At 71.7% G+C, this 26356-nt stretch carries 27 protein-coding genes; 15 read left to right on the top strand and 12 right to left on the bottom strand.

What is annotated here, in order from left to right; translation table 11 throughout:
- Positions 1–101 precede the first annotated feature (101 nt).
- On the bottom strand, positions 102–413 hold the full coding sequence (locus Ade02nite_RS41365; RefSeq protein ID WP_203776011.1) for a DUF4253 domain-containing protein: 312 nt from the start codon (positions 411–413) through the stop codon (positions 102–104).
- A gap of 29 nt (positions 414–442) precedes the next feature.
- Between Ade02nite_RS41365 and Ade02nite_RS41360 the strand changes: the two genes are divergently transcribed.
- Positions 443–1156, top strand: coding sequence for an alpha/beta hydrolase (locus Ade02nite_RS41360; protein ID WP_203776009.1), 714 nt, complete (start codon positions 443–445; stop codon positions 1154–1156).
- A complete protein-coding gene (locus Ade02nite_RS41355; RefSeq protein ID WP_203776007.1) occupies positions 1131–1745 on the top strand; it encodes a TetR/AcrR family transcriptional regulator in 615 nt (204 codons plus the stop codon). The genes Ade02nite_RS41360 and Ade02nite_RS41355 overlap by 26 nt, the downstream gene beginning before the upstream one ends.
- Positions 1746–2001: 256 nt before the next feature.
- On the opposite strand, the gene Ade02nite_RS41350 is transcribed toward Ade02nite_RS41355, so the two are convergent.
- The 3 genes from Ade02nite_RS41350 to Ade02nite_RS41340 all read right to left on the bottom strand — a co-directional run bounded on the left by Ade02nite_RS41350 (position 2002) and on the right by Ade02nite_RS41340 (position 4444).
- The gene (locus Ade02nite_RS41350; RefSeq protein WP_203776005.1) at positions 2002–3027 is read right to left on the bottom strand and encodes an NAD-dependent epimerase/dehydratase family protein; all 1026 of its coding nucleotides are present in this window, start codon (positions 3025–3027) and stop codon (positions 2002–2004) included.
- Positions 3024–3641 carry a TetR/AcrR family transcriptional regulator gene (locus tag Ade02nite_RS41345; protein WP_203776003.1) on the bottom strand — a complete coding sequence of 206 codons (618 nt, stop codon included), beginning with the start codon at positions 3639–3641 and terminating at the stop codon, positions 3024–3026. Before Ade02nite_RS41345 ends, Ade02nite_RS41350 begins: the two co-directional genes overlap by 4 nt.
- 179 nt (positions 3642–3820) lie before the next feature.
- On the bottom strand, positions 3821–4444 hold the full coding sequence (locus tag Ade02nite_RS41340) for a hypothetical protein (protein ID WP_203776001.1): 624 nt from the start codon (positions 4442–4444) through the stop codon (positions 3821–3823).
- A gap of 175 nt (positions 4445–4619) precedes the next feature.
- Here Ade02nite_RS41340 and Ade02nite_RS41335 point away from each other — a divergent pair, with 175 nt between their 5' ends.
- Positions 4620–5039 carry a hypothetical protein gene (locus Ade02nite_RS41335; protein WP_203775999.1) on the top strand — a complete coding sequence of 140 codons (420 nt, stop codon included), beginning with the start codon at positions 4620–4622 and terminating at the stop codon, positions 5037–5039.
- A gap of 24 nt (positions 5040–5063) precedes the next feature.
- Here the strand turns inward: Ade02nite_RS41335 and Ade02nite_RS41330 are convergent, their stop codons facing one another.
- Genes Ade02nite_RS41330 through Ade02nite_RS41320 form a run of 3 tightly spaced genes read right to left on the bottom strand, consistent with a single transcriptional unit; the run spans position 5064 to position 7851 of the window.
- Positions 5064–5834, bottom strand: a complete 771-nt coding sequence (locus Ade02nite_RS41330) for a helix-turn-helix domain-containing protein (protein ID WP_203775997.1) — start codon at positions 5832–5834, stop codon at positions 5064–5066.
- A gap of 4 nt (positions 5835–5838) precedes the next feature.
- Positions 5839–6393 carry a carboxymuconolactone decarboxylase family protein gene (locus tag Ade02nite_RS41325; protein WP_203775995.1) on the bottom strand — a complete coding sequence of 185 codons (555 nt, stop codon included), beginning with the start codon at positions 6391–6393 and terminating at the stop codon, positions 5839–5841.
- A gap of 57 nt (positions 6394–6450) precedes the next feature.
- Positions 6451–7851, bottom strand: a complete 1401-nt coding sequence (locus Ade02nite_RS41320; protein WP_203775993.1) for an NAD(P)/FAD-dependent oxidoreductase — start codon at positions 7849–7851, stop codon at positions 6451–6453.
- 122 nt (positions 7852–7973) lie between these two features.
- On the opposite strand from Ade02nite_RS41320, the gene Ade02nite_RS41315 reads away from it, so the two are divergent.
- The 4 genes from Ade02nite_RS41315 (at position 7974) to Ade02nite_RS41300 (ending at position 13376) form a co-directional block, all read left to right on the top strand.
- Positions 7974–8660, top strand: coding sequence for a TetR/AcrR family transcriptional regulator (locus Ade02nite_RS41315; protein ID WP_203775991.1), 687 nt, complete (start codon positions 7974–7976; stop codon positions 8658–8660).
- Between the two features lie 3 nt (positions 8661–8663).
- Positions 8664–9587, top strand: a complete 924-nt coding sequence (locus Ade02nite_RS41310) for a CehA/McbA family metallohydrolase (protein WP_203775989.1) — start codon at positions 8664–8666, stop codon at positions 9585–9587.
- Between the two features lie 64 nt (positions 9588–9651).
- Positions 9652–11427, top strand: a complete 1776-nt coding sequence (locus Ade02nite_RS41305; protein WP_203775987.1) for a glycosyltransferase — start codon at positions 9652–9654, stop codon at positions 11425–11427.
- A gap of 50 nt (positions 11428–11477) precedes the next feature.
- Positions 11478–13376, top strand: a complete 1899-nt coding sequence (locus Ade02nite_RS41300) for a GAF domain-containing sensor histidine kinase (protein WP_239169423.1) — start codon at positions 11478–11480, stop codon at positions 13374–13376.
- On the opposite strand, the gene Ade02nite_RS41295 is transcribed toward Ade02nite_RS41300, so the two are convergent.
- Positions 13351–13572: a DUF5999 family protein gene (locus Ade02nite_RS41295; protein WP_203775977.1), complete on the bottom strand. Its 222-nt coding sequence runs from the start codon at positions 13570–13572 to the stop codon at positions 13351–13353. The two genes, Ade02nite_RS41300 and Ade02nite_RS41295, sit on opposite strands and share 26 nt — an antisense overlap.
- Before the next feature lie 118 nt (positions 13573–13690).
- Between Ade02nite_RS41295 and Ade02nite_RS41290 the strand changes: the two genes are divergently transcribed.
- Positions 13691–14335: a response regulator gene (locus tag Ade02nite_RS41290; protein WP_203776043.1), complete on the top strand. Its 645-nt coding sequence runs from the start codon at positions 13691–13693 to the stop codon at positions 14333–14335.
- Here Ade02nite_RS41290 and Ade02nite_RS41285 read toward each other — a convergent pair.
- Both Ade02nite_RS41285 and Ade02nite_RS41280 read right to left on the bottom strand, forming a co-directional pair.
- Positions 14303–14668 (bottom strand): response regulator, encoded by a 366-nt coding sequence (locus Ade02nite_RS41285; RefSeq protein ID WP_203775975.1) that lies wholly within the window; start codon positions 14666–14668, stop codon positions 14303–14305. The two genes, Ade02nite_RS41290 and Ade02nite_RS41285, sit on opposite strands and share 33 nt — an antisense overlap.
- Positions 14669–14746: 78 nt before the next feature.
- A complete protein-coding gene (locus Ade02nite_RS41280) occupies positions 14747–17641 on the bottom strand; it encodes a M36 family metallopeptidase (RefSeq protein ID WP_203775970.1) in 2895 nt (964 codons plus the stop codon).
- 297 nt (positions 17642–17938) lie between these two features.
- Here Ade02nite_RS41280 and Ade02nite_RS41275 point away from each other — a divergent pair, with 297 nt between their 5' ends.
- The 5 genes from Ade02nite_RS41275 to Ade02nite_RS41255 all read left to right on the top strand — a co-directional run bounded on the left by Ade02nite_RS41275 (position 17939) and on the right by Ade02nite_RS41255 (position 23136).
- The gene (locus Ade02nite_RS41275; RefSeq protein WP_203775968.1) at positions 17939–18217 is read left to right on the top strand and encodes a hypothetical protein; all 279 of its coding nucleotides are present in this window, start codon (positions 17939–17941) and stop codon (positions 18215–18217) included.
- Between the two features lie 166 nt (positions 18218–18383).
- Entirely contained in the window at positions 18384–19448 is a 1065-nt protein-coding gene (locus Ade02nite_RS41270; protein WP_203775966.1) for a hypothetical protein, read from the top strand.
- Positions 19449–19586: 138 nt separating this feature from the next.
- Positions 19587–20012 carry a Fur family transcriptional regulator gene (locus tag Ade02nite_RS41265; RefSeq protein WP_203775958.1) on the top strand — a complete coding sequence of 142 codons (426 nt, stop codon included), beginning with the start codon at positions 19587–19589 and terminating at the stop codon, positions 20010–20012.
- Positions 20013–20045: 33 nt separating this feature from the next.
- A complete protein-coding gene (gene katG / locus Ade02nite_RS41260; RefSeq protein WP_203775956.1) occupies positions 20046–22283 on the top strand; it encodes a catalase/peroxidase HPI in 2238 nt (745 codons plus the stop codon).
- 409 nt (positions 22284–22692) lie between these two features.
- Positions 22693–23136, top strand: a complete 444-nt coding sequence (locus Ade02nite_RS41255; protein WP_203775948.1) for an OsmC family protein — start codon at positions 22693–22695, stop codon at positions 23134–23136.
- A 180-nt stretch (positions 23137–23316) separates the two neighbouring features.
- On the opposite strand, the gene Ade02nite_RS41250 is transcribed toward Ade02nite_RS41255, so the two are convergent.
- Positions 23317–23505 carry a hypothetical protein gene (locus Ade02nite_RS41250; protein ID WP_203775946.1) on the bottom strand — a complete coding sequence of 63 codons (189 nt, stop codon included), beginning with the start codon at positions 23503–23505 and terminating at the stop codon, positions 23317–23319.
- A gap of 107 nt (positions 23506–23612) precedes the next feature.
- Between Ade02nite_RS41250 and Ade02nite_RS41245 the strand changes: the two genes are divergently transcribed.
- Both Ade02nite_RS41245 and Ade02nite_RS41240 read left to right on the top strand, forming a co-directional pair.
- Complete coding sequence (locus Ade02nite_RS41245; RefSeq protein WP_203775944.1) at positions 23613–23780, top strand: hypothetical protein; 168 nt, start codon at positions 23613–23615, stop codon at positions 23778–23780.
- 100 nt (positions 23781–23880) lie between these two features.
- A complete protein-coding gene (locus Ade02nite_RS41240) occupies positions 23881–25509 on the top strand; it encodes a methyl-accepting chemotaxis protein (protein ID WP_203775942.1) in 1629 nt (542 codons plus the stop codon).
- A 3-nt stretch (positions 25510–25512) separates the two neighbouring features.
- Here Ade02nite_RS41240 and Ade02nite_RS41235 read toward each other — a convergent pair whose 3' ends face one another.
- Complete coding sequence (locus Ade02nite_RS41235) at positions 25513–26349, bottom strand: alpha/beta hydrolase (RefSeq protein WP_203775940.1); 837 nt, start codon at positions 26347–26349, stop codon at positions 25513–25515.
- Positions 26350–26356 lie beyond the last annotated feature (7 nt).

The following is a 26356-nucleotide window of genomic DNA, read 5'->3' as shown; positions in this document are numbered from 1 at the left end:
TGCGGATGATCCGCGTCCCGGTGACGATTGCGCTGCTCGGCCGAGCCGAGGTCATCGCACCCGCCAGGGTTCAACTATTCGGGGGAGGCTCTGAGTGGTTGTCAGTCCCACCAGAAGGACCAGAGCGGGGTGTCGAGCAGCCGTTCGGCGTAGGCGGTCAGATTGGGCGAGTGGCCCTGCCAGATGTTGTCCGGGCAGAAGGCGAAGTGTTCGGCGGCGACGTTGACCGCCAGTTCGATCGTGGTGGGCGGGGCCGCGATGCTGAGGTGGAGCTCGGCGAATCCGGCGCCGATGACGACGGCCCCGAACCGTTTCTTCCAGGAGCGCAGCGCCGCCGACAGTTCGGCGGCCCGTCCGACGGGCCATCGAATGGTGAGTTCATTCTTGGGCCGGTGAGAATTGACACCGAACACGCTGTATGGACAAGGCGTATGGTCGACGCATGAGTCACGCGACTTTTCTCCTTGTTCATGGCGGGCACCACGGCGAATGGGTGTGGGCGCCGCTGCAGGCGGAACTCGACAAACGCGGCATCGCCAGCCGGACCGTCACGCTGCCGAGCGCGGTGACGGACCCGGAAGCGGGCGAGCCCTACCCGGGGATGTACGACGACGCGCGTGTCGTGCGGGAGGCGATCGCGGCGATCGACGGGCCGGTTATCGTGGTGGCACATTCGTACGCGGGAGTGCCGGTCACCGAGGCGATCGCGGGCGGCTCGAACGTCGTGCACGTCGTCTTCGTGGCGGCGTACATGCTGGAAGTGGGGGAAAGCATGTTCGGCACCCACGGTGTGCCGCGCCCGGAGTCGCTGGCCGGCCTGCGGCCCGCGGCGAACCCGGACCTGAACCTGCCGCTCGCCTTCTACGACGGCGATCCCGGCAACCCGGCGACGGCCGCGGCCATCGCGCGCCTCGTGCCGCAGAGTGTGCGCGGCGACTTCGAGACGGTCACGCGGGCCGGCTGGCACGAGGTCCCCAACAGCTACGTCATCCCGGACGACGACATCTCGCTGACCGGCACCGTCGCCGAGCAGCTGGCCAAGCGCGCCGACCGCGTCTATCGGGTGCCGGGTAACCACGCGCCGTTCTGGTCGCATCCGGCCGAGTTCGCCGACCTTCTCGCCGAGATCGATGGCCTCGACCACGCGCCGCGCTAAGCCGCCCGCCGTCCCGAGCGACACCGAGGCCCGCATCCTCGCCGCGACCGAGCGCCTGCTCGGGCGCGGCGAGCGCTTCACCGAGCTCCCGGTGCAGCGCGTGCTCGAGGAGGCCGGGGTCTCGCGGGCCACCTTCTACGCGCACTTCAAGGACAAGACCGATCTGGTGCTGAGATTGACCGAGGACGTACGGCGGAGGTCGCTCGAACTGGCGCAGGATTGGCGCCCCGAGAGCGCCGACGGGTACGCCCGGTTCTTCGCCGATGTGATCGCGCTGCACCGGTCGAAGGCGCCGGTGCTCGCGGCGCTGCGGGAGGTCGCGGTCTACGACGCGACCGTGCGTGGCTTCTACACGGCCGACCTGGAGGGTTTCGACGAGGTGGTGCTGCGGGCGCTGCTCGACCAGCAGGCGGCCGGGCTGACCGGCTCCGAGGTGGACGCCGCGGCGGCGAGCCGGGTCATCGTCTGGGGCGGGGCGCAGGCCATCGCCCGCCACATCGAGGTCGACGACGGTTCGGGCGACGGCGCGTTCGCGCGGGAGCTGGCAAGGATCTGGTGGTACGGCGCTTTCCGCCGTACATCCAGTTGACGTTCATCCTTTCTTGCCAGCGTCCAGCGGACGAACAGCCGCCGGGCGTCCATCAGCTCGTACAGGCCGGCTAGGGGTTCCTCGGCCCCTTGGCACTGGCGTAGGAGGCGAGCGCTCACCGAGCGCGAGGCAGACCTCTTTGGCGCGCAGGGCGCCGTGGTCGGAGGTGAAGACGGCGAGGATCTGCTGGCGGGTCTCGACGATGACGGCTGTCCACGACTGGCGTGGAGCCGGGCCCCGATGGTGGTCCGGTCGGTCAGGGTTCGCGTGCCGTGAAGGCGAGCATGCTTTCTGCTGTCGCGAGGACGGCCTCCTCCGGCGAGCGCGGCGCCCAATCGAGCACGCGCTGCGCCTTGGCGCTCGTCGCGTCGCGTGGGGTTCCGAGCATCGACAGGCTCAGACGGAGGTTGTCGTCGAACAGGGCAGCGATCCGCACTACCCAGTCCGGGACGGTTCTGGTGGGAACCTTGCGCGCCGCGTCGCCGAGCCCGTCGCGGAGCGTGCGGGCCATCATGGGCAGGGACATCAGCCCGGCATTGGCGATGAAGCGTTCGCCCGCGGCGGCGGGGTGCGTCATCGCGCGCACGTGGAGATCGGCGACATCGCGGGCGTCGACGATCCCGACCGTCGCCCGCGGGAGTACGGGGGTGCCTCCCCTCAGAAGGAGCGCGATCGCCCCCACGGAAGTGCCGTAGTCGCTACTGAGGACCGGCCCGAGGATGCCGGTCGGATTCACGACCGCCAGCTCGAGTCCCTCGCGCTCCGCGAGGTCCCACGCGGCGCGCTCGGCGAGCGTCTTGGATTTGGCGTACGCAGTCACGCCGCGACCGGTGAGGTCGGTCCAGATCGTCTCGTCGTAGGGCGTGGTCCTCGGGGCGTGCCCATAGTCGATCGCCGCCAACGACGAGGTCAACACGACCCGCTTGACGCCGCCGCGCAGCGCGGCGTGCAGCACCCGCAGCGCGCCATCGCGGGCCGGCACGATCAAGTCATTCTCGTGCGCGGGCGGTGCGGCCGGGAAGGGTGAGGCGACGTGCAGCACGTAATCGCAGCCTGCGACAGCGGCGTCCCATCCACGGTCCGCGGTGAGATCCGCCTGCACGATCTCGACGTCAGCCGCAACCGTGCTGCCACCCGCGGCGACCATCGAACGGACGCGGTCGGCGCCGCGCTGGGAGCGCACAGTGGTGCGCACCTGGAGGCCGTCGGCCAGCAGGCGCAGGACGCAGTGCGCGGCGAGAAAGCCACTGCCACCCGTGACGAGCACGCGGGAATTTGTCATGACCGGCTCCTTTCCTCGTCTGTGCCGGCGTCGGAAGACCGGCCGTCCATACCGATCGCTCCCCACACCGCGGTGAAGCCCGCGCGGCAGCGACTGTCGAACTCTTCGGGCTCGCGCGACACGGCCTCCATGGTCGTGGCCGCCAGGGCGCCCACCGTGGCCACAAGGAACTCGAGGGGCTGGTCGGCGAAGGGCCCACCGGCCTGTGCTTCCGCGAAGAGCGAGTCCGCGCCCTGCATCGCGGCCACACCGTCACGACGGGTCTGACCGGTCAGCTCATGGGACGCCTCGATCAGCATCAGCACGCGCTGCTTGTCGGGATCGGCGGCACCCCAGCGAATCCACCGCCGCCAGCCCTCCCAAGCGCGCTCCCGCAAGGGGCCGTCAGCAATGCGTGGCTCTACCACCGCGGAGGCGAGGTCGCGCTTCAGGTGGAGGTACAGCCCGTTGAGCAGCGCCGCCTTCGTCGGAAAGTAGTTGAACAGCGAGCCGGTCGAGAGTCCCGCCTCGGCCGCGATCGACGCGGTCGGCGCCGCCAGTCCGTCGCGGGCGATCGCCCGTGTCGCAGCCTCCAGCACTGCCGCGCGGCGCTCGGGGCTCAATGTCCGTGGCATCGCCACCTCCTATAAACGACTGAGTACTCAGTCATTTATAGCATGACACGTGTCGAGGGAGTCAAAGATCGGCACCAGGCCGGGTTCGCGCCGATCGAAGCGGCGGGTGGGCGAGCAGGTCAACGGCACGTTGATGCTGCACCGCCCCCGGCCCCGCCCCCGAGCCCGGCCGAGTGTCGTCAGTCGAACCAGCCGACCAGCCGGACGCCCTCCTGGCCGAAGCGGTGCGCCAAGGCCCGCATGACGGCGAAGACGTGCTCCCATCCGGTCCCGGGTCCGAGCACGTCGTTGCGGGTCACCTTCTTGTAGGTGAGCGTGGCGCTGCCGTGCTGCCAGCTGCCGTATGGGGCGCCCACGGGGGACTCGCCGACCGGTGGTGAGCCGTATTCGGCGAGGACGTCGGCGGGCCACTCGTCCCCGATGCGGTAGTAGTGGCAGACGCTCGGGCCGTCCTCGTTGACCTCCAGCACGCCGCGGGCCGAGGGGGTGGCCGTCATGTCGAGGTCGCGCAGCTCGGGCCAGGAGATCCAGGTGCTGCGGCCGACGGCCCGGTCGATCCGCGCGTCGTGCTCGTACTCCGCTCGGACGGCCTCGGAGACGTCGGCCGGCAGGCCGCGGCGGTCGGCGGCCGGCTCCCAGCCGGTCCAGTTGCGGATGCCGAACAGGCAGCCCAGCGACGAGTAGTCGCCGCCGCCGGGATACAGCGGATAGAGATCCATGCAGCGCACCCACGGCGCCTCGTCCGGGGAAGCGGCGCCGATCAAGTCGCGAACCTCGATCGCGCCGTAGATGTCGGTCGCCACGGCACGGCATCCTACGGCTCCGCTATTTGCGTTGTTTAGCGATCGGACGGGTGCCGAACAACCCCGCCCGCTGCTGGGCTTTACCGACGCGGGTCCGGCCGGGCGCGGCGTGGACCGCCGGCGGACCCGAATCGGACGACCCCGGATGTGCGGGGTCAGACATGAAGGGAACACCATGAAGAGGTCGCGAAGCCTTGCCCGAACCGTCGCGGTACTCGGCGCCGTGGTGCCGGCCGTGGTCGCCATGACGGCCACGACCGCCCATGCCTCGGGCGCCGGCCGGCCCGGCGCCGCCGACTCGATCGGCATCATGGCCAGCTCGTCCTGCATCGTCGGATCCAGCGGGACGTGCCGGACCGCCATCGTCCCGGCCAACGCCTTGGGGCACTACGTCGACGTCGTGGTCAACAACCGGCTCCGCCCGTCGCCGTGCAACTACGAAGTCATCGACACCATCACCAACCAGGTGGTCAACTGGAACGTGGTGCCGTCCAACACCCGCCTCAGCCTGCGACTCCCCAACGTGTACAGCCAGTATCAGCTCAAGCTGTACTGGTGCCTCGCCTCGGCGACCGGCATCCTCGACAACGACTGAACCGCCGCCGCGCCCGCCAGGCTGTCAAGGGGCGGGCGCGGCCGCGGGGAAGAAGCACTCGATGCGCAGCTCCTGCAAGGTCACGTCCTGCGGGGTGCCGAGGGTGGTCACCGTGGAGAAGTAGTCGAACCGGCGGCCGTCGCGGGCGAAGTGGACCGGGACGACGGGCAGGAGCGGGGCCGCCGGGTCGGTGGCGGCGATCGAGGCGGGGACGTCCGGGTAGGCGAGCACCTCGTCGAGGATCCGCTGAGCCCGTTCGTCGGTGATCCCGCCGAGCGCTTCCCGGCGTACGCGCCGCACCAGGGCGTGCGCCACCTCGGGCCAGTTCGTGACGTACGGGCGCACGCCGTCGGGGTGGAACATCAGCCGGAGCACGTTCGCCGGGCCGGGGACCGGCGGGTGGCCGGCGAGCAGGAAGCCGAAGAAGTGCTCGGCGGCCGTGTTGGCCCGCCGGATGGTCCAGTCGCGGTCCATCACCACGGCCGGATGTGGCTCCTGCTGCGCCAGGATCGCGTCGATGGCCTGCCGTACGACGGTGAACGCCGGCGCGTCCAGGGTGGACTCCTGGTATTCGGGGGCGAAACCGGCGGCCAGCAGCAGCGTGTTGCGTTCGCGCAGCGGCACGTCGAGGACGTCGGCGAGCCGGAGCACCATGGTCCGGCTGGGGCGGGCCCGGCCGGTCTCGATGAAGCACAGGTGCCGGACGGACACGGCGGCCTCGGCGGCGAGCCCCAACTGGCTCAGCCGCCGAGCCTTGCGCCACCGCTGGAGCAGGGGGCCGACGTCACCGCTCATCCGGTCATTGTCCGCCGTTCCACGACTGGGCCTCGAACGGCTGCTCCAGCGGCGGGTCGGCGAGGTTGCCGGTGTAGTTGGCCATCGTGGAGATCGCCAACCCGGTGATCACGTCGAGGATCCGCGCCTCGTCGAAGCCGCCGGCCGTGAACGTCTTGAGGTCGGCCTCGTCGAGGTGGCCGCGCTTGTCGATGAACGCGCGCGTCGTCGCGGCGAGGGCGGCGAGCCGCGGGTCGGCGGGCAGCTCGCCGCGCCGGACGGCCTGCACCGCGGCGGTGGGGGCGCCCCGGGCGAGCGCGAGCGTCGAGTGGAAGGCCACCGCCCAGGCGCAGCGGTTGGCGACCGCGTTGGACAACAGCAGGACCTGCCGCTCCGCGTCGGTGAAGCCGGTGCCGCCGAACTGGCCGAAGGCCGCGACGAACGTGCTGATCAGCGACGGGGAGCCGGCCATCGTGGCGGCCAGGTTCGGCACCAGGCCGAACGCGCCCGCCAGCGCCCGCAGCGCCTCCCGGGAGCCTTCGGGCGCCGTCTCGGCGGTGTGTATCGGGAATGTCGTCATGCCCGCAACACTGGCCCCTTCGCGGAGCCGAACCAATTCCCTGGGAGGTAAACGCGGTCACGAGTCGAAGGAGTAGCCCAGCCGGTTGGCGGCCTTGAGGATGAGGCCGTCGCGGCCGGCGTTGCGGTCGGCGGCGGCGATCGCGTGGCGGATCACCTGGACGGCGGGGTAGGCGAGGGGTTCCGGTGGGATGGGCCGGGGCCGCTTCGTGGCCATCTTGAGGCGGGTACGGGGTGTGTCCGCGCCCGCCAGCAGGTCGAGCATCACCGTGGCGGCGAAGCGGGTGGCGGCCACGCCCAGGCCGGTGAAGCCGCTCGCGTAGGCGACCTTGCCGCGCAGCGCGGTGCCCTGGAAGGCGGCGAGCTGGGTGGACATGTCGATCATGCCGCCCCAGGTGTGGGTGAACCTGATGTCGCCGAGCTGGGGGAACGTGCGCAGGAAGTGGTCGGCGAGGCGGGCGAAGGTCTCCGGGCGCTGGTCGAGCTCGGGGCGGATGGCGCGGCCCCGGTGGTAGACGGCGTCGTAGCCGCCCCAGAGGATCCGGTTGCCGGCGGTCTTGCGGTAGTAGTGGAACTGGCGGGACATGTCGGAGATGCCGAAGCGGCCGTGCCAGCCGATCTCGTCGAGCTGGGCCTCGGTCAAGGGCTCGGTCATCAGCACGTAGTCGTAGACGGGCAGGGTCAGCAGGCGGTTGCGCCGCAGCAGCGACGGGAAGCCGTTGGTGGCGAGCACGGCCTGCCGGCTGCGGACCGTGCCCATGCCGGTGGTGGCGTGGACCGTGGCGCCGCGGTCGGTGAGGCGCTTGACGGGCGTGTGCTCGAAGACGCGTACGCCCAGGGCCAGGCACGCGGCCTTGAGTCCCCAGGCCAGCTTGGCGGGGTGCACGAGCGCGTTGCCGGTCTTGTGGAAGACGCCCGCGCGGTAGAGCGGCGACCGGACGGGCAGCTCCTCGGGCCCCAGGAAGCCCGGCTCCGAGCGCAGCTCGGCGACCTGGTGAGGTTCCGTGGCGACCGACAGGGCGCCCTCCTCGGCGAACTCCGCGTCGATGCCGTGCCGCACCAGCGCCTCGCGGAACCCGGCGAAGTTCTCCTCGGCCAGTTGCTCCAGCACCGGCAGGTCGCCGGCGAAGTGGCGCTGCCCGTTGGCCGGGCCGTGGGTGAGGCTGGCCTCGACGAAGCCGCCGTTGCGGCCGCTGGCCGCCCAGCCGACCTCTTCGCCCTCGACCAGCACGACGTCGCGGGCGGGGTCGCGCTCCTTGGCCTGCAACGCCGTCCACAGGCCGCAGTAGCCGCCACCGATGACGAGCAGGTCGGTCTCGACGGCGCCGATCAGGGCGGGGCGCGGCGCGGGCCGGCCCGGGTCCTCCAGCCAGTACGGGGCGCGGGTCGCGCCGGCGAGCGCGGCGCGGAGGCGCCGGGGATGGGTGCGGATGTCGAGGTCGTAAGCCGGCCTGGTCATGCACCCAGCAAAGGACGGGCGTACGCTTAAGTCAATGCGTTGACATAAGGCGGATCTGACACGAGGCGGATCTGACACGAGGCGGGTCTGACACGAGGCGGGTCTGACACGAGGAGGCGGCGATGACGACTCGCACCGGCTCGCCGAGGGTCCGGCGGCGGCCCACCCGCAGCGGCGTGGTCCTGGAGCCCGGCCTGATCATCGAGGCGGCGCTGCGGCTGATCGAGGCGCCGGGCGGCAACGCGCTCACCGTTCGCCGCCTCGGCGTCGAGCTGGGCGCCGACCCGAGCGCGGTCTACCGCTACTTCCGCGACCTCGACGCGCTGCTCATCGCCATCGCCGACCGGCTCATCAGCGAGACGCTGGCCGGGTTCGAGCCCGGCCCCGACTGGGCCGCCTCCCTGCGCGAGCTGGGCGAGCGGGTGCACGACTCGATGCTGCGCCACCCGCGCCTCGCCCAGCTGCGCGCCGTGCGCTTCACCGCCGGCCCCAACGAGCTGCGCTCCGACGACATCGGCATCGGGCTGCTGCTGCGGGCCGGCTTCCCGCCCGCCGAGGCCGTCCGCCACCACGCCGACTTCATCGACGCGGTGCTCGCGCTGGCCGCCATGGACGCCGCCGAGCTGGCGCCGGGGCAGGAGCAGACCGACAGGCAAGCCCTGGCCAGGACGTACGCGTCGTTCGACGCCGCCGAGTACCCCCATCTGGCCGCCGTCCGCGAACACCTGCCGCAGGTCACCTCGTCGCCGTTCCCCGGCGTCCTGGACAAGCTCATCTACGCTCTGCGACGGCGAGCCGAGGAGCTGTGACACATGGCGTGGTATCGGGGCGATCTGCACGTGCACTCCCGCCGCTCCCATGCCGGCGAGATGACGCCCGGGGAGCTGACGGCGGCGGCTCGCGCGGCCGGCCTCGACTTCTTCGCCATCACCGAGCACAACACCGCTGACACCCACGGCGCGTGGGATCCCGGCGGCGAGCCGCTCGTCATCCTCGGCCAGGAGGTGGTCACCGAGGCGGGCCATTGGCTGGCGCTCGGCCTCGGCCCCGGCCAGGTGATCGACTGGCGGGGCGGCGTCGACGTCCGGGTGGCCGAGGTGCACCGCGCCGGCGGCCTGTGCGCCGTCGCCCATCCGTACGCGCCCTATCCGTCCGGCACGTTCCTGGTGCCCTACGACGGCTTCGACGCCGTCGAGGTGTGGAACGGTCAGTGGGCGTCGGACCTGCCGTGGAACGCCGACAACGAGGCGGCTCTCGCCGAGTGGGGCCGCGCCCTGCGGGCGGGCGCCCGGCGGACGGCGGTGGGCAACAGCGACGTGCACCTGCACGGCCAGATGGGCACGCCACAGACGGTCGTACGGGCGGACGAGCTCACCGCCGGCGCGATCCTCGACGGTCTCCGCGCGGGCCGCTGCTGGATCGCCGAGTCGGCCGGGGTCGGGCTGTCGCTGACCGCGCGGGCCGGCGACCGCGAGGCCGGGATCGGGGAGCGGCTGACGACGGGCGGCCAGGCCGTCGTGGTGGCCGCCCAGGTGCGCGGGGTCCCGTCCGGCACGGTCACTGTCCACACAGGTCAGGGCGTGGTGCACAGCGAGACGCTGCCGCGCGGCGGCTCGGGACACGTCAGATGGCGCGCCGGTGCCGGGATGCCGGCGTTCGTGCGGGTCGAGGTGCGTCATCCGGGCGGGCGGATGGCCGCGCTGAGCAACCCGATCCAGGTCGGCGACGGTGATTGATTGACCGGTCGGCGCGCCGTTGGATAACGTGCTGATCATTTCGTCGATCCGGGGGCGCTCGACTGTGATCATCACACTGGTCGCGGACACGTTCGACGTCAACAACAACGGCACCACGATCTCGGCGAACCGGTTCGCCGACGCGCTCCTCGCGCGCGGGCACACCGTACGAGTGGTGGCTTGCGGGGAAAGGACCGGCCGTGAGCCCCGGCCGGAGATGTACTGGGTCCCGGAGCTGAGGGTCCCGGTCGCGAGCCGCCTGGCGCACAGGCAGAGCACGCTGTTCGCCAAGCCGGTGGGCGAGGTCCTCACCGCGGCCATCGCGGGTGCCGACGTCGTGCACATCTATCAGCCGTGGGCGCTGGGCCGGGCGGCCGAGCGGGTGGCGCGCCGGCTCGGCGTGCCGGCGGTCGCCGCGTTCCACATCCAGCCGGAGAACATCACCTACAACGCCGGGCTGGGCTGGTTCCGGCCGGCCGCCCACCTCGTCTATCTGCTGCTGCGCGTCTTCTTCTACGGGCGCTTCGCCGACATCCACTGCCCGTCCACGTTCATCGCGGCCCAGTTGCGCGCGCACGGATACCGCGCCCGGCTGCACGTCATCTCCAACGGCGTCGACGGTGCCTTCCGGCCGGGCGGCGCGGCCCCGCGTGCCCCGGAGACCTTCGACGTCCTCATGATCGGCAGGTTCGCGCCCGAGAAACGGCAGGACGTCCTGATCCGCGCCGTCCGCCGGTCGCGCCACGCCGACCGGATCCGGCTGCACTTCGCCGGCCACGGACCCGAGGAGAAGCGCCTGCGCCGGATGGCCGCGAGGCTGCCGAACGCGGCCGAGTTCGGCTACTACGAGCAGGACGAGCTGATCGAGCTGATCCGCGGCTGCGACCTCTACGTGCACGCGTCCGACGTCGAGATCGAGGGACTGTCCTGCCTGGAGGCGTTCTCCTGCGGCCTCGTGCCGGTCATCTCGGACAGCCGGCGCAGCGCCACCGGCCAGTTCGCGCTCGAGGAGCGCAACCTCTTCCGCGCCGGTGACCCGGACGCCCTCGCCGAGCGGATCGACGGCTGGATCGAGGATCCCGAGGGCCGGGCCGCCGCGTCGGAGACCTACGCGCGCTACGGGCAGCTCTTCTCGGTCGACCGCAGCGTCAAGGCGATCGAGCGGGTCTACGCGCGGGCCGGCGAGGCGCCCGAACGGCCCGCCGGATACGCCAGCCGCCTCTACCGCCTGCTGTCCGCGGCCTTCTACTACGCCGTCGCCATCCCGCTGCTGTTCCTGGTCACCCGCGTGGTTCTGGGGGTGCGCAGCGAGGGCCGCAACCGCCTGCCCAAGGGCCCCGCCCTCACCGTCTGCAACCACGTGCACCACCTCGACAGTGCGCTGGTCGCGATCGCCATGTTCCCGCGCCGCGTCGTGTTCACCTCGGCACCGATCAACCTCGAGAACCGCTGGTACGGCGGGCTCGTGCGGCTGCTCGGCGGGGTCGCCGTGCCGCGCGCGACGGCCGCCCTGCCGCTCTTCTTCTCCGAGCTGGGCCTCGTGCTCGCCCAGGGCCGCATCGTGCACTTCTTCCCCGAGGGCGAGCTCAAGCCGTACGAGACCGGCCTGCGCGACTTCAAGCGGGGCGCGTTCCACCTCGCCGCCCAGGCGCGGGTGCCCGTGGTGCCGCTGTCGATCCGCTTCACCGCGCCGAGCCGATGGCGCCGCCGGCCCACCATGGTCGTCGTCGTGGGCGAGCCGATCGTCCCCGCCGCCGCCGACCCGCGCAGCGACCGCCACATCCGCATGGAGCTGACCCGCCGACGCATGCACGACCTGATCACCCGCAAAGCGTCCTGAGCGAGACGCGCGCCATTGTGCCGGTGCCGCGCGGGTGGCAGCCTCATCGGGTGCGACGCCGACTGCCCCTCTCGCTCGAAGTCACGTTCTCCCTGCTCTCCGGGGTCGGGTCGTTCGTGGCCGTGGCGCTGCTCAGCACCTACCTGCGCAACCACGTGCCGACCGTGCACGCGCCGCTGCTCGGCGTGGTGCTGCTCGCCGTGGTGCTCGTGCTCGCCCGCACCGCCGGCATCATGTACGCGCTGCCCGTCGGCGTGGCGGCCGTGCAGGCGTTCGACTGGTTCTTCCTGCCCCCGCTGCGCGACCTCAACGACACGTCGCTGATCGTCCTCGGCCTGTTCATCAGCACCGCCACCATCGTCGCCACGGTCGCCACCGTGGCCACCCGCCGGGCCGTCGAGTCCGAGCGGGCGCGCGGCGACCTCGCGGGGGAGCAGGCCGCGCTGCGCCGCGTCGCCACGCTGGTCGCCGCCCAGGCCAAGCCGGCCGAGGTGTTCACCGCGATCGCCGACGAGCTGGCCGGCCTGATCGGCGCGGAGGGCACGTTCGTGGCCCGTCACGACGACGACGGCGTCACCGTCGTGGCCACCTACGGCCTGCTGAGCCACGACATGCCGATGGGCCGGCGACTCGAGCTGGGGCCGGCGTCGGTCCTGATGACCACGGCGATCGAGGCGGGCGAGCCGATCAAGCGGGTGGGCGATCCGTTCCGCACCGGCCCGTTCAGCGACATCATCGGCCGGCTGGGCCTGGGCGCCGCCATCGCCACGCCGGTGACGGTCGGCGGCCGCCAGTGGGGCGTGATCGTCGCCGCGACCACCCAGCCCGACTTCCCGCCCGGCACCGAGGCCCGCATCTGCGACTTCATGGAGCTCGCCGCGACCGCCATCGCCAACACCCAGGCCGAGCAGCAGCTGCGCGAGCTGGCCGAGACCCAGGCGTCGCTGCGCCGGCTCGCTCTGCTGATCGCCCAGGGCGAGCCGCCCGAGCGGGTCTTCACGGCCGTCACCGCCGAGGTGCTGCGCCACTTCGGCGGCGGCCACGCCCGGCTCGTGCGCTACGAGCTCGACGGCACGGTGACGCTGCTGGCCGGCGACGCCTGGGACGGCGACGCGCTCGCCGCGGTGGTGAAGGAGACCGGCCGCGCGGCCCGCGTCGACGACACCGCCGTCGGCGTGCCGATCCACGTCAACGGGCGGCTGTGGGGCATGTTCGTGGTGGGCAGCGGCGAGGAGGAGCTGCCGGCCGACACCGAGGTCCGCATGACCGAGTACACCGACCTGGTCGCGACCGCCGTCGCCGACGCGCAGAGCCGTGCCGACCTGCAGAGCTCCCGCGCCCGCATCGTCGCCGCCGCCGACGAGGCCCGGCGGCGCATCGAGCGCGACCTGCACGACGGTGCCCAGCAGCGGCTGGTGGCGCTGGCGCTGCGGCTGCGCGGCGCGGGCATGGACCTGGAGGGCGACGCCCGGCGCGACGTCACCGACGTCGCGGCCGACCTCATGACGGTGATCGACGAGCTGCGCGAGCTGTCCCGGGGCATCCACCCGGCCGTGCTGTCCGACTCCGGCCTGCGTCCCGCGCTGCGGGCGCTGGCGCGACGGTCGCCGCTGCCGGTGGAGGTCGACGTGCGGGTGGCGGGGCGCCTGCCGCAGGCGGTCGAGGTCGGCGCCTACTACGTCGTCTCCGAGATGGTCACCAACGCGGCCAAGCACTCGGGCGCCTCGGTCGTCGAGGTGACCGTCGACGTGGCCGACGACGTGCTGCGGCTGGTGGTCTGCGACGACGGTGCCGGGGGAGCGGATCCCGCGCGCGGCACCGGCCTGCTCGGGCTCAAGGACCGTATCGAGGCGCTCGGTGGCACGTTCGACGTGCGCAGCCCGGCGGGCGGCGGCACGACCGTGACGTGCCGGGTGCCGCTGGCTACGCCGCGACCGGCTGGGCCGTGACGGCCGGCTGGGCCGCGGCGGGGCGGCGCTTGCGGCTCGTGATGGCGATCACGGGAGCGGCCCGCACGGCGCTGTCCAGCACGATGGCGCCGTTGCAGAGCATGGCCCAGCCGAGGTCGGCGTGATGCATGATGACCTGCGCGGACTCGGCGCCGGGCTGGTCGATCGCGGGGCACTGGGGCTGGTGTTCACACATGACTACAGCCTCGTCATCCGGACCGTCGCGCACATCGGCGCCAGCCCGACTCCCGGCTACCGGCTCCCCGGTACCGGCTAGCCGGTAGACGACCGGAGATAATGCGCTGATGAGCGGGATGCGTGTGGTGCTGGCGGAGGACGACGTCCTGCTGCGTGAGGGTCTGGCGAGCCTGCTGGACCGGTCCGGCCTCGAGGTGCTGGGCCAGGTGGGCGACGCGGTCGAGCTGATGACGCTGGTGCGCGCCACCAAGCCCGACCTGGTGGTGGTCGACGTGCGGATGCCGCCGACGAACACGACGGAGGGGCTGCGCGCGGCCAAGCAGATCCGCGAGGAGCTGCCCGAGACGGGCATCCTGGTGCTCTCCGCCTACGCCGACGTCGAGCAGGCCATGGAGCTGCTCGCCAGCGGCCGGCGCATCGGCTACCTGCTCAAGAGCCGCATCACCGACGTGGCGGAGTTCCTGGCGGCGCTGGAGCGCATCGCCGGCGGCGGCTCGGTGATCGACCCCGGCCTGGTCGAGGAACTGGTCAGCTCGCGGCGCCGCGACGACCCGCTCGCCGTGCTGAGCGCCCGCGAGCGCGAGGTGCTGGCGCAGATGGCCGAGGGGCAGTCCAACGCCGGCATCGCCCGCCGCCTGTTCATCACCGAGGGCACGGTCGAGAAGCACGTCCGCAGCGTCCTGGCGAAGCTCCAGCTGCCCGAGACGGACGACCACCACCGCCGGGTGCTAGCCGTGCTGGCTTTCCTGGAGGCCCGTTAGCATCGCCTCGACGGCGTCCGCCGAGAGGTCGAGCTTCGACAGGAAGCCGATCGCCGGGCTCGCCTCCACCAGGTCGTGGTAGTCGTCGCCCGAGTGCGTCGAGATCATGATCACGGGGGTGGGCACCAGCCGTCCGGCCAGGTCGAAGCCGCTCTCGCCGCCCAGGTTGATGTCGACCAGGGCCACGTCGGGCCCCAGCTCGGCGGCCCGGCCCACGGCGTCCGCGATGTGCGAGGCCGTGCCCGCGACGACCAGCCCCTCGCGCTCCAGCAGGTCGCGCGCGGCGGCGAGGAAGTGCTCGTTGTCATCGACGAGCAGGCAACGCAAAGTCACCCGTCCAGAGTGGCATCCCCGGACATCCCGCGCATTCCTGCTAGCGGTAGTCCGGGGACGCCTCCCTCACTTCTGACCCTATCGACCGTACGCCTGGAACTCCGCCACACGCACGTTCAGCGCCTGCGGGCTGGCCGTGGCGCAGTCGGTGTTCGCACGCGGATCGGCGTCCTGCTCACCGGCGTAGTCGGGCGCGCCGGTGCACTGGTTGGTCAGCACCTCGAGACGCAGGTGCGTGGCGCTGACCGGCCGGATGTCGAACGACCGGATGATCAGCTCGGGCGCGCGCGGGCGCGGCGCGACCGACGGGAACGCGTCCGGCCTGCTGGTGTACGCGGTCCGGAAGTCGCCCGGGTTCGCGCACGTGACCGTGGCGGTCGCCGTGCACGCCAGCAGGCGGAACTGCCGCAGCGCCGAGAACCGGCTCTGCGCGGCCGGGTCGGGGTCGGTCTCGATCAGCGGCCGCAGCATGGCGCTGACCTGCACCCGCCGTACCGTCTGGGCCCTGTCCCCGGCCAGGTCGACGGTGACCTGCCGGCCGGCGACCGGCGCGCCCAGCGACGCCCAGTTGGTGGCTTCGTCGTCGTCGGTGAGCCGGGCCAGGTTGACGCCGTCGCCGGTCGCCGTGGCACCCGCGGCGCCCGACGCCAGGTTGTGCGGCATCGTCACGGTCAGCGTGCGCCGCTGACCCGGGTAGTACGCGGACTCGCTCACCCGGGCGTGGCCGAAGCCGGGCGCCTGCGCGACGAACCGGTACGAACCCGGCACGATGCTCACCGTGTCGGGCAGGGCGGTCGCCGGGTCGGTGTCGGCGATCGGGACCGCGCGGGCCTGGTAGTCGCCGGCGAACAGCCTGGCTCCCGCCACCGGGGCGCCCCGCTCGTCGACCGGTCGGAACCGGACGGTCGCCTCCCGCGCGTACGGGGAGGTGAAGTCCGGGGTGGGGTTGGCGTCCGTGGCGCCGTTGCTCACCGCGTTCTGGCCCAGGCCGCGCCGCGCGAAGGCGTTCCAGAGCAGGTCCTGGTTCTTGCCTCCGAAGCGCACCAGGTCGGCGCCGAGCAGCGCGTCGCGGGCGTCGACCTGGCTGTTGGCGCTGTTGGCCATCAGCAGGAACGAGTCGAAGACCAGCTGCATCCAGCGCCGGTTGCCCGGGCAGGCCGTCACCGGCGTGCGCCCGTTGGCGCACGACTTCTGCAGCGCGGGCGTGCCGGAGCCGTACCGCTGCATCATGGCCTTGCGGATGTCGAAGTTGGTGGCGCTCCACAGCTCGCCGGACGCGTGCACCTGGAGGCCGACGAGGTCGTAGTCGACGCTGCCGTAGGTGAGCTGCGGATTGCGGCTCATGTTGTAGTTGCGGATACCCGCGTTCGGGTCGCCGGTCACGTACTGGCCGACCGTGTACGTCTTCTGGTAGCCGTGCTCGTAGAGGTACTCGATCGCGAGCAGATCGGACCAGCTCTCGCTCATGCCCTGCGGCGAGCTGAGCCCGCCCTCGGGGCCCGCGATCATGCGGTTGGTGACGGCGTGGCCGTACTCGTGGGCGATGACCGACATGTCGTAGTCACCGTCGACGCAGGGCGCGTAGAAGATGCCCGCGATCGGCTGCCACAGGTACATGTTGGTGATCGGCGCCTCGCCGTCCGGCGGGGTGATCTGGTTGGCGTTGTTGCGCGCCGCGAAGGTCGGCGGGCCGCCGCTGATGCCGCCCGCCTGCGCGTTGCCCTGCTCGTAGTCGTCGGCGAGCCCGCCCGGCCGCAGGTTGTCGTCCTGCATGTTCCAGGTGGCCTCGGTGAAGCCCAGGTGGTACGTCCAGTCGTGCATGCGGTTGTGCATCGCGAAGAGGTTCGCGCGGGCCGCGTCGATGTCGTTCTTCGCCGGCGACTCGAAGGTCGTGGGCGCGCACCGCTCGCGGTACCACTGGTTGGTCCACGGGTAGTCGTACTCGCGGTTCGGCCGCGGGGTGGCGGTCTCGGTGCCGACCGTGAACGGGTCGCTGGAGTTCCAGTTCTCCACCGCGATGGCGTTGTTGCCCCGGGTGGTGAAGCTCGGCTCCCGGGTGCCCGGTATCACGTCCCAGGCCAGCGGCGAGGCGGAGGTGCGCACGTTCTCGTCGCAGCCCGGCCCGCCGGCCCAGCACCACGTGCGGCGGGTGTCGCGCGACGAGTAGTCGGTGGGCGGGTTGGCCGGGAAGACCTCCCACTCGGGGTGGTCGCTGTCGGCGTCGACGATGTCGTCGCGCACCAGCACCTTGCCGTCGCGGGCGTCCACGTAGCTGGTGTAGGCGATCGGGTCGGCGCCGTTCACGTCGTCGGCGATCGTGACCTGGTAGGCGGCCCGGGCGCCGCGGTCGGCGGTGGGCACGGCCACGAGCTTGGTGCCGAGGACTGTCGCGTCCGGGATGCCGGCCTCGCTCTTGGCGGCGGCCGTGGCCTGGTCGGCGCTGAGCGTGGCGGGCGCGGGCGGGGCCGCGTCGCGGGCCAGCGACGAGCTGACGTACCACACCTTGCCGTCGCGGACGCCGAGCGAGAGCAGGCCGTCGCGGCCGGCGGCGAGGTCGCCGAAGCGCTGCCGGAAGACCACCGCGGCGCCCTCCCCGAGCGGGGCGGTGGTGAGCAGTTCGAGGGACTCGGCGCCCGCGGCCGTCAGGCCGAGGACGTCGCGGTTGCCGGCGATGTAGGCGCGGGCCGCGGCGGCCGGATCGGCCGGCAGGCCCTCGTCCAGCGGCTCGGCGGTCGCGGTGAGGCTGGCGGGGGTGCCGAACCGGTTCCAGCGGGCCGTCATGCCGTCGGCCGCCGCCTTCTGCGCGGCGGTCGGGGCGATCTGGCCCTGGCGGTAGTCCTTGCTTCCGTCATCAGTTCGCTGGTTCGCCGGGCTCGTCGGCGCGGCCTGGCTGCCGGATCCGGCGACCAGGACGAGCGCGGCCGCGAGCAGACCGGCGGTGGTTCCCGCCGACGCACGGGATGGAGCGCGCACGGTACCTCCTTTGTGGAACGGCTGATGAGGCCATCCGATCGCACGCTCCGCCGTCGCGACATGGGCCAAACATCTAAATGCGTCGATTAAACGTCAGACTTCTCGGGTGGTCTATCGTGCTCGATCGTGACTTGTCTATCTGTGCTTCGATCGGGTCTCGTCGCCTTGCCGCTGGCCTTCCTGGCCGCTTGCGGCGGGGGCGACTCGGACAAAACGCCTACGACTGCCGCCCCTGCCTCCTCCGCTGCGGCCGCCGACGCCCAGCTCTGTCAAGAGGCGAACAAGGCGAAGGCGGCCATGGGCCAGCAGCTCGCCTCCTCCGCCAACGCCCAGGGCGAGTTCGACGCGGCCGCCCTCAAGAAGGTGGCCGCCTCCTTCTCCGCCGAACTCAGCAAGATCGCGGCGACCGGTGCGGGCAGCGAGGTCGCCACGCACCTGAACACCCTCTCCGCCGAGTTCGCGAAGGCGGCCGCGAGCGCCGACCCGGAAAGCCTGCTCGACACCCCCGCCATCACCCAGGCCGGCGAGAGCATGGACGCCGCCTGCGCCAAGGCCGGCGTACCCGCCGCCGGCTGAAAGGCCAGGCCGCAGGGGTCCTCGGCCGGGCGTGGCTGAGCTTCGTGCTGCCCGCGATGGGTGTCATGTTCGCGATCGCCGTCGCGCTGATGGCCGCGTCGCTCGCGAAGGGCGTCGCCCGCGTCCCGGCCGAAGAGTGTCGTACCCGCGCGGCATGATGCGCGGCGTGAAATGGACCCACCTGCTTCCGCTGGAGCCCGTGCCGCCCGGGGGCTCCGCCGCCCCCGAGCCGCGGCAGTTCACCCGGTGGCCCGCCCAGCCGCCGCCCGCCGATCCGGCCACGGTGCCGTTCCAGGAGGCGCTGCACCGGGCGCACTACGCGCTGGAGGGTCACGAGGACGTCGTCCGGGGCTGGCCCGCGGAGTTCCGCCGCCGGGCCGCCCTGCGCGAGCACCTGGACGCCGTGGACTCCGGCGGCCCGCCCGACGACACGCCCGTGCGGCTGATCCCGCTGCTCGCCGGCGAGGGCATCGCGTGGTCGCGCGCCGACCTCGCCTGGGCCCTGGCCACGGCCGAGCGCTACGGCTGCTTCGACGGCGCCGCGTTCGCGCTGCCCGGTCACATCGCGCTCTCGTTGACGAGGGAGGAGCTGGAGGGTTTCGGGCCGGCGCTGCGGGCGGTCCTCGACGAGTTCATCGACGAGTGGGACACGCCCCGCGCGACCCGCAAGCACCTGGCCGAGCTCTACGGCACGGCGATCGGCCGGCTGGCCGGCCGCCTGCCCCTCGACCTGCTGCCGTGGAGCGATCCCTTCGGCTGCTACACGCGGGAGCGGCTCGACAGGCACCTGGACGCGCCCGAGGTGACCGCCGTGCTGCGGCACGCGACGACGCTGGCCAAGCCCAAGCCCACCCGGGCCTGGCTGCGCGCGGCCGCGGCCCTGCCGGCCGATCTTCCGGCCCGCGCGATCCTCGGGTGCCTTGTCGACTACGACGGCGCGGTGTCCTTCCTGAGTGACGACCTGCTCCGCGGCCTGGCCTGGATGGTGTCGCTCAACCCGTCCGACGGCACGACCGATCTGCTGGGTGAGGCGGCCCTCGCGGCGGGCCGGGCGCATCACGAGGCGCCCGGCTTTCCCTACGCGCCACAGGCGGCCGTGGCGCTCGCCGAGATCCTGCTGACCCGTTCGGGGGAGTTTCCCGCCCGGGTGCTCGACGAGATGTGCGAGACCGTGCAAAACAGGGCGTTGCTGTCCCGGGTGCGCTCGGCGCGTCTCAGGCTCGCGGTCTGACGTTCTTGGCACAGAAGCCGACAAATCCGGCGCCGGTGGGTTGTCCGTCCACAAGGGAATGATCAAGAATGGGCGAGGCGTCACACCGGCGCGCCGAAAACTTGATCTGTTCCAGAAAAGTGGGCTAGGGTTCCTCCCATGACGGCCGACTTCGAGGCTCAGCTTCGGGCGGTCTCGTTGCGCGTGACCCGCCCGCGGCTGGCGGTGCTCGCCGCGCTGCGCGACCACCCGCACGTCGACACCGACACCGTGATCTCCCTGGTCCGGGCCGATATCCCCACGGTCTCCCACCAGGCGGTGTATGACGTACTGCGTGTGCTCACCGACGCGGGTCTGGTGCGCCGCATCCAGCCTCGCGGTGCGACCGCCCGCTACGAGTCCCGGGTGGGGGACAACCACCACCATGTCGTCTGCCGTTCCTGCGGCGCGATCGCCGACGTCGAGTGCGCCGTCGGCCACGCCCCCTGTCTCACCGCCTCCGACGACCACGGCTTCGTGGTCGACGAGGCGGAGGTCGTCTACTGGGGCACCTGCCCCGACTGCGCGACCGCACGCATGCCTTGAGTACCACGCCAGCAGTTCGGAAGAAGGAATCAAATGAGTGACATCCAGGATCCGAAGGCCTCAGGCTGTCCGGTCGCGCACGACTCCGTGACCGCCCACGGCTCCGAGAGCGAGAACCCGGCGATCGACTCGCCCAAGCCGCACACCGGCGGCCGCCCGCGCACGAACAAGGACTGGTGGCCCAACCAGCTCGACCTCACGGTCCTGCACGCCCACTCGTCCAAGGCCAACCCGCTCGGTCCCGCGTTCGAGTACGCGAAGGAGTTCGCCAAGCTCGACGTCGAGGCGCTCAAGCGGGACATCGCCGAGGTCCTGCACAGCTCGCAGGACTGGTGGCCGGCCGACTTCGGCCACTACGGCGGTCTGATGATCCGCATGAGCTGGCACGCCGCGGGCACGTACCGCATCCAGGACGGCCGCGGTGGCGCCGGTGACGGCGGCCAGCGCTTCGCGCCGCTCAACAGCTGGCCCGACAACGCCAACCTCGACAAGGCCCGCCGCCTGCTCTGGCCGGTCAAGCAGAAGTACGGCCAGAAGATCTCCTGGGCCGACCTGCTCGTGCTCGCCGGCAACGTGGCCCTGGAGGACATGGGCTTCCAGACCTTCGGCTTCGGCTTCGGCCGCGTCGACACCTGGGAGCCGGAGGAGATCTTCTGGGGTCCCGAGGACACCTGGCTCGGCGACGAGCGCTACACCTCGGAGAAGACGATGTCCGAGGGCGTCGGCGCGACCGAGATGGGCCTCATCTACGTCAACCCCGAGGGCCCGAAGGGCAGCGCCGACCCGATCGCCGCGGCCCACTTCATCCGCGAGACCTTCGCCCGCATGGCGATGAACGACGAGGAGACCGTCGCGCTGATCGCCGGCGGCCACACGTTCGGCAAGACGCACGGTGCCGGCACCGCCGACAACCACGTGGGCCCCGAGCCCGAGGCCGCGCCGATCGAGGCGCAGGGCCTCGGCTGGCTGAGCACCCACGGCAGCGGCAAGGGCAAGGACACGATCACCAGCGGCCTCGAGGTCACCTGGACCGACAAGCCCACCCAGTGGAGCAACCGCTTCTTCGAGATCCTCTTCGGGTACGAGTGGGAGCTCACCACGAGCCCCGGCGGCGCGAAGCAGTACGTGGCGAAGACGACCGACGAGATCATCCCGGACGCGTTCGACCCGGAGAAGAAGCACCGCCCGACCATGCTGACGACCGACCTGTCGCTGCGCATGGACCCGGCGTACGAGAAGATCTCGCGCCGCTTCCTGGAGAACCCCGAGGAGTTCCGCCTCGCGTTCGCCAAGGCGTGGTACAAGCTGCTGCACCGTGACATGGGCCCGGTCAGCCGCTTCCTCGGCCCGTGGGTCCCCGAGGCCCAGCTCTGGCAGGACCCGGTCCCGGCCGTCGAGGGCGCCGTCATCGGCGAGGCGGACATCACCTCGCTGAAGGCCAAGGTGCTCGAGTCCGGCCTGTCGGTCGCCGAGCTGGTGCAGACCGCGTGGGCGTCGGCCGCGACGTTCCGCTCCACCGACAAGCGCGGCGGCGCGAACGGCGCCCGCATCCGCCTGGAGCCGCAGCGCAGCTGGGAGGTCAACCAGCCGGTCGCGCACGTGGTGACCAAGCTCGAGGGCATCCAGCAGGAGTGGAACGCGGCGAACGCCACCAAGGTCTCGCTCGCCGACCTGATCGTCCTGGCCGGCGCGGCAGCGGTCGAGAAGGCGGCCGAGGACGCCGGCTTCAAGGTCACGGTGCCGTTCCGCCCGGGCCGCACGGACGCCAGCCAGGAGCAGACCGACGTCGAGTCGTTCAAGGTCCTCGAGCCGCGCGCCGACGGCTTCCGCAACTACCTGCGCCCCGGCGAGAAGACCCAGCCGGAGATCCTGCTGGTCGACCGCGCGTACATGCTCAACCTGACCGCCCCCGAGATGACGGTCCTGGTCGGCGGCCTGCGCGCCCTGGGCAACAACTTCGGCGGTGCCCAGCACGGCGTCCTCACCGACAAGCCGGGCGTGCTCACCAACGACTTCTTCGCCAACCTGCTCTCCCCGGGCACCAAGTGGAAGGCGTCGGAGACCGGCGAGCACGTGTACGAGATCCGCGACCTGGTGACCGACCAGGTGAAGTGGACCGCCACCGCGGTCGACCTCATCTTCGGCTCCAACTCGCAGCTGCGCGCCCTCGCCGAGGTCTACGCCAGCGACGACGCCCGCGAGAAGTTCGTCAACGACTTCGTCGCGGCCTGGACGAAGGTCATGGAGCTCGACCGGTACGACCTGGTCTGATCATTCGTCCTTCCTGAAGCCCGGCCGGTCCGCTGTTGGATCGGCCGGGCTTTTTGCTTGCTCTGGGGGCGTTGGACTTGGTTGCGGTTGACGGTGGAGGGTCGGGGGTGGGCACTCTCGGCTGGCTTCGCTTTTATGCCGTGAGTGCCCACCCCCGACCCTCCACCTTGCCGGGTGTCCGGTGACGGCCAGGCGGTGGTACTTCGCCGCTGTGTGGGTGGCTGGTCTGGCGGTCCCGTTGTGGCCGTTGGGGTTGGTGTTCGCTGCCGCGCTGTGGTCCGGGCAGGGCAGGTTGGTCACGCGGGCACGCTTCGTTGGTGGTACTTCGGCAATTCCAGGCCGGTTGCGCGGGTTGGTGGTTGGTGCTGGGGACTCCGGTGGTGTGATCATGGTGGGATAGGTTGGCGGTATGGCGGACGAGAATTTGCGCTCGGTGACTCTGCGGCGTACCGGCCTTGGTCAGTACGAGGTGCGTAATGCGCGCGGGGCCACGATCACGATCGGCACCGGGGGCGGTGCTGATTTCAGTCCTGTGGAGTTGCTGTTGGCGGCGCTCGGGGGGTGCACGGGTGCCGATGTCGACCACATCGTCAGCAAGCGGGCGGAGCCGGAGAGCTTCAGCGTGCAGGTCACCGGCGACAAGATCCGGGACGAGGCGGGCGGCAACCGGCTGGTCAACCTGGCCATCACGCTGGACGTGACATTTCCCGAGGGCGCCGGCGGCGACGCGGCTCGCGAGATGTTGCCCCGCGCGGCGCGCATGTCGCATGACCGGCTGTGCACGGTCTCGCGCACGGTCGAGCTCGGCACCCCGGTCGACACTCGCATCGGGCCGCTCAGCGAAATGCCTTGATCGTCCAGTTCAGGCCTTTTCCGGCCAGTCAGCCGTGAGCAGCGCTCGTGCTCGTGGTGGTGCATGACGGCATCCTTCCAGGGCCCGGCTGCGCCGGATGGGGCGGCGATGTCGCCACCGGCGGCGCGCATGGTTGGGCGCGCTCGGTGAAAAGCCGCGTGGGAGGCGCCGGGCCGGTCGTCACGACGAGGGCTTGCGCCAACCCACGGGGCGGGCCAAGACGATGATCAGCGTGCCCAGGGGACCCCAGAGGCTGGGTACGAAATACGGCCGGTGATCCAGCCACTTGCGGCGGACCAGGCCCTGGTTGAGGGGATAGAACGCGGCGATCGTGGCCAGCCACGCCAGCCCGTACCAGTTGAAACTCATCGCCCATGTCTCCGCTCTAGATCAACAAACTCTAGCCGCACGGCGCTGGGCTGCGTTCAGCTCCTCGGCCCACGTCGCGGGGCGATGTGGGTTGGGCCGCTGGAGCGTTGGATCAAGCCGCTGCCGAGGCGGCAGTGGCGAAGCTCGTCGCGGTCGCACTGGACGAGGACGAGTACGGCGTGCGCGAGGCGGCACTCCACACGTCCAACTCCCTGCTGGCGGTCGACATCGGCATGGGTGCCGGGCCAAGGGCGACAGCGGCGGCGCGGCCCTGACCCGGTCGCCGGTCTATTTTTTGGTTGCTCAAAATACTCATACGTATCGTCGCCGGACCGAAGTGTCGAATGAAGGCTGACGACACCCTATGAGGCGCCCATGACGACCACGACGCTCCGCTCGCCCGGCAGTCCGGCCACGCGGTGGTTCGCCGATCTGAGGATCAACGGCAAGATCGGGGTGCTGGTCGCCGTGCTGGCGGTGGTGGCCCTCGGGGTGGGTGTCATCGGCATCAACCGGATGGGCACGCTCAACGACGAGCTCACGGCGATGAAGGCCAAGCACCTCGAGAGCATGGCCGACCTGCTCTCCGTCGAGGGCGGCCTGGCCGACATGTACCGGGAGATGCTCGTCTACAGCATCTCGGCCACCGCCGCGGACAAGGCCACCGCGGTCACCGCGACGAAGGAGGCCGACCAGGAGGTCGACAGCGCGCTTGACGCCTACGCCGCGGTGGCCGCCGGGTCCGCCACGCGCCAGGCGGCCGTCGCGACGCTCGACGAGGCCTTCGCGACCTACCGGGACCTGCGCAACGTGCTGCTCTACCGGGAGAGCCCGCCGTCCGGGTTCACCATGCCGGCCGACGTCGGCGCCGCCTTCGAGAAGGCCGAGGGCACGGTGAACGACACCGTCGACCAGCTCAAGGCGCTGGAGAAGTCCGAGGCGGAGCAGCGGGCCGGCACCGCGGCGTCGGCCTACTCGACGGCGCGTACGTGGGTGATCGTCGCGATCGCGGTGGGGCTGCTGCTGGCGCTGCTGCTCGCGTACGTCATCTCGTCCTCGATCAAGCGGCAGGTGACCTCCGTGCGCGGCGCGCTGCGCGCCCTGGCCGCGAACGACCTCACGCAGCCGGCCACCGTCTACGGCCGCGACGAGATCGGTGACATGGCGATCGCCGTCAACGAGGCCCGCGACGGGCTGCGCCACACCCTCGACGAGATCACCGCGACCGCCTCCGTGCTGGCCACCGCGGGCGCCGACCTGTCCGCGGCGACCCAGGAGATCTCGGCGCACGCCCTGGAGGCCGCCGCGCAGGCCGACGTGGTCGCCTCGGCCGCCGGCCAGGTGTCGGCGAACGTGTCGACCGTCGCCGCCGGCTCCCAGGAGATGGGCGCCTCGATCCGCGAGATCAGCCAGAACGCCAACGACGCGGTGCAGGTGGCGGCTCAGGCCGTCGGCGTCGCCGAGGTCACCAACCGTACGGTCTCGAAGCTGGGCGAGAGCAGCGCCGAGATCGGCAACGTCGTCAAGACCATCACCGCGATCGCCGAGCAGACCAACCTGCTCGCGCTGAACGCGACGATCGAGGCGGCCCGGGCCGGCGAGACCGGCAAGGGTTTCGCCGTGGTGGCCGGCGAGGTCAAGGACCTGGCCCAGGAGACCGCCAAGGCGACCGAGGACATCTCGCGGCGCGTCGAGGCGATCCAGGCCGACACCTCCAGCGCGGTCGACGCGATCGCGGAGATCAGCCGGATCATCGCCCGGATCAACGAATATCAGGTGACGATCGCGTCGGCGGTCGAGGAGCAGACGGCCACCACCGGCGAGATGACCCGCAGCGTCGGCGACGCCTCGGGCGGCACGACCGACATCGCGACCAACATCGCCGGCGTGGCGAGCGCGGCCCAGTCGACGACCGCGGCCCTGACCCGGGCCGGCAGCACGGTGCAGAACTTGGAGCGGGTGTCGTCGCAGCTTCAGGTCGTGGTGGGCCGGTTCCGTCTCTGACCGTCAGGCGGCGCGGGCCGCCAGCTCGGCGATCGCGTCGATGAGCTGGGCGCCGTTCAGCAGGGACGCGTCGTTGTGGTCGGCGCCTTCGACCGCTACGACCACGGCGGGTTCGGCGGCGTTCCGGGCCACGGCCAGGCTCTGCCGAGGCGGCACGATCGAGTCGGCCGTGCCGTAGACGATGAGCGTGGGCGCCTCGACCCGCGCGATCACCTCGGCCACCGGGAAGCGGTCGCGCGCCAGCAACCGTACCGGCAGGAACGGATAATGCTCGTGGCCCGCCGCGGGCAGATCGGTGAACGGCGACCGCAGGATCAGGCCGGCGGGCGGGTGCTTCGCCGCCAGCGCGGTCACCACCGCCGCGCCGAGGCTCTCGCCGAAGTACAGCAGCCGATCGGCAGGTATGCCCACCTCGTCGGCGAGGAACATCCGCGCCGCCTCGACGTCGCGGGCGAGCCCCTCCTCGCTCGGGCTGCCGGGATTGCCGCCGTAGCCGCGGTAGTCGAGGAGCAGCACGGTCAGACCCCGGCCGGCCAGCGCGGTCGCGAGCGGCGCCCGAGCCAGCCTGTTGCCGGCATTGCCCGGCGCCACCAGCACGGCCGAGCGCGGGCCGGGCGTCCCCGCCGGCGGCTCGACCAGCCAGGCGGTCAGCCTCAATCCGTCCTCGGTGCGCAGGGTGACATCGCGCGCGCCGGCCATCACCCGATCCGCCGCCGGCGGCGCCGACCGGTCCGGGAAGTAGATGAGCCGCCGTTGCAGCAGCCAGGCCGCGGCGACGAGCAGCGCCCACAGCACGAGGACCGCGAGCACGACGCGCACGAGAGCCGACACCTTGGGCATCGTCCCA

It is taken from the genome of Paractinoplanes deccanensis, from assembly GCF_016862115.1.
GTDB classification, from domain to species: domain Bacteria; phylum Actinomycetota; class Actinomycetes; order Mycobacteriales; family Micromonosporaceae; genus Actinoplanes; species Actinoplanes deccanensis.
This window is presented reverse-complemented; position numbering and strand designations above follow the sequence as displayed.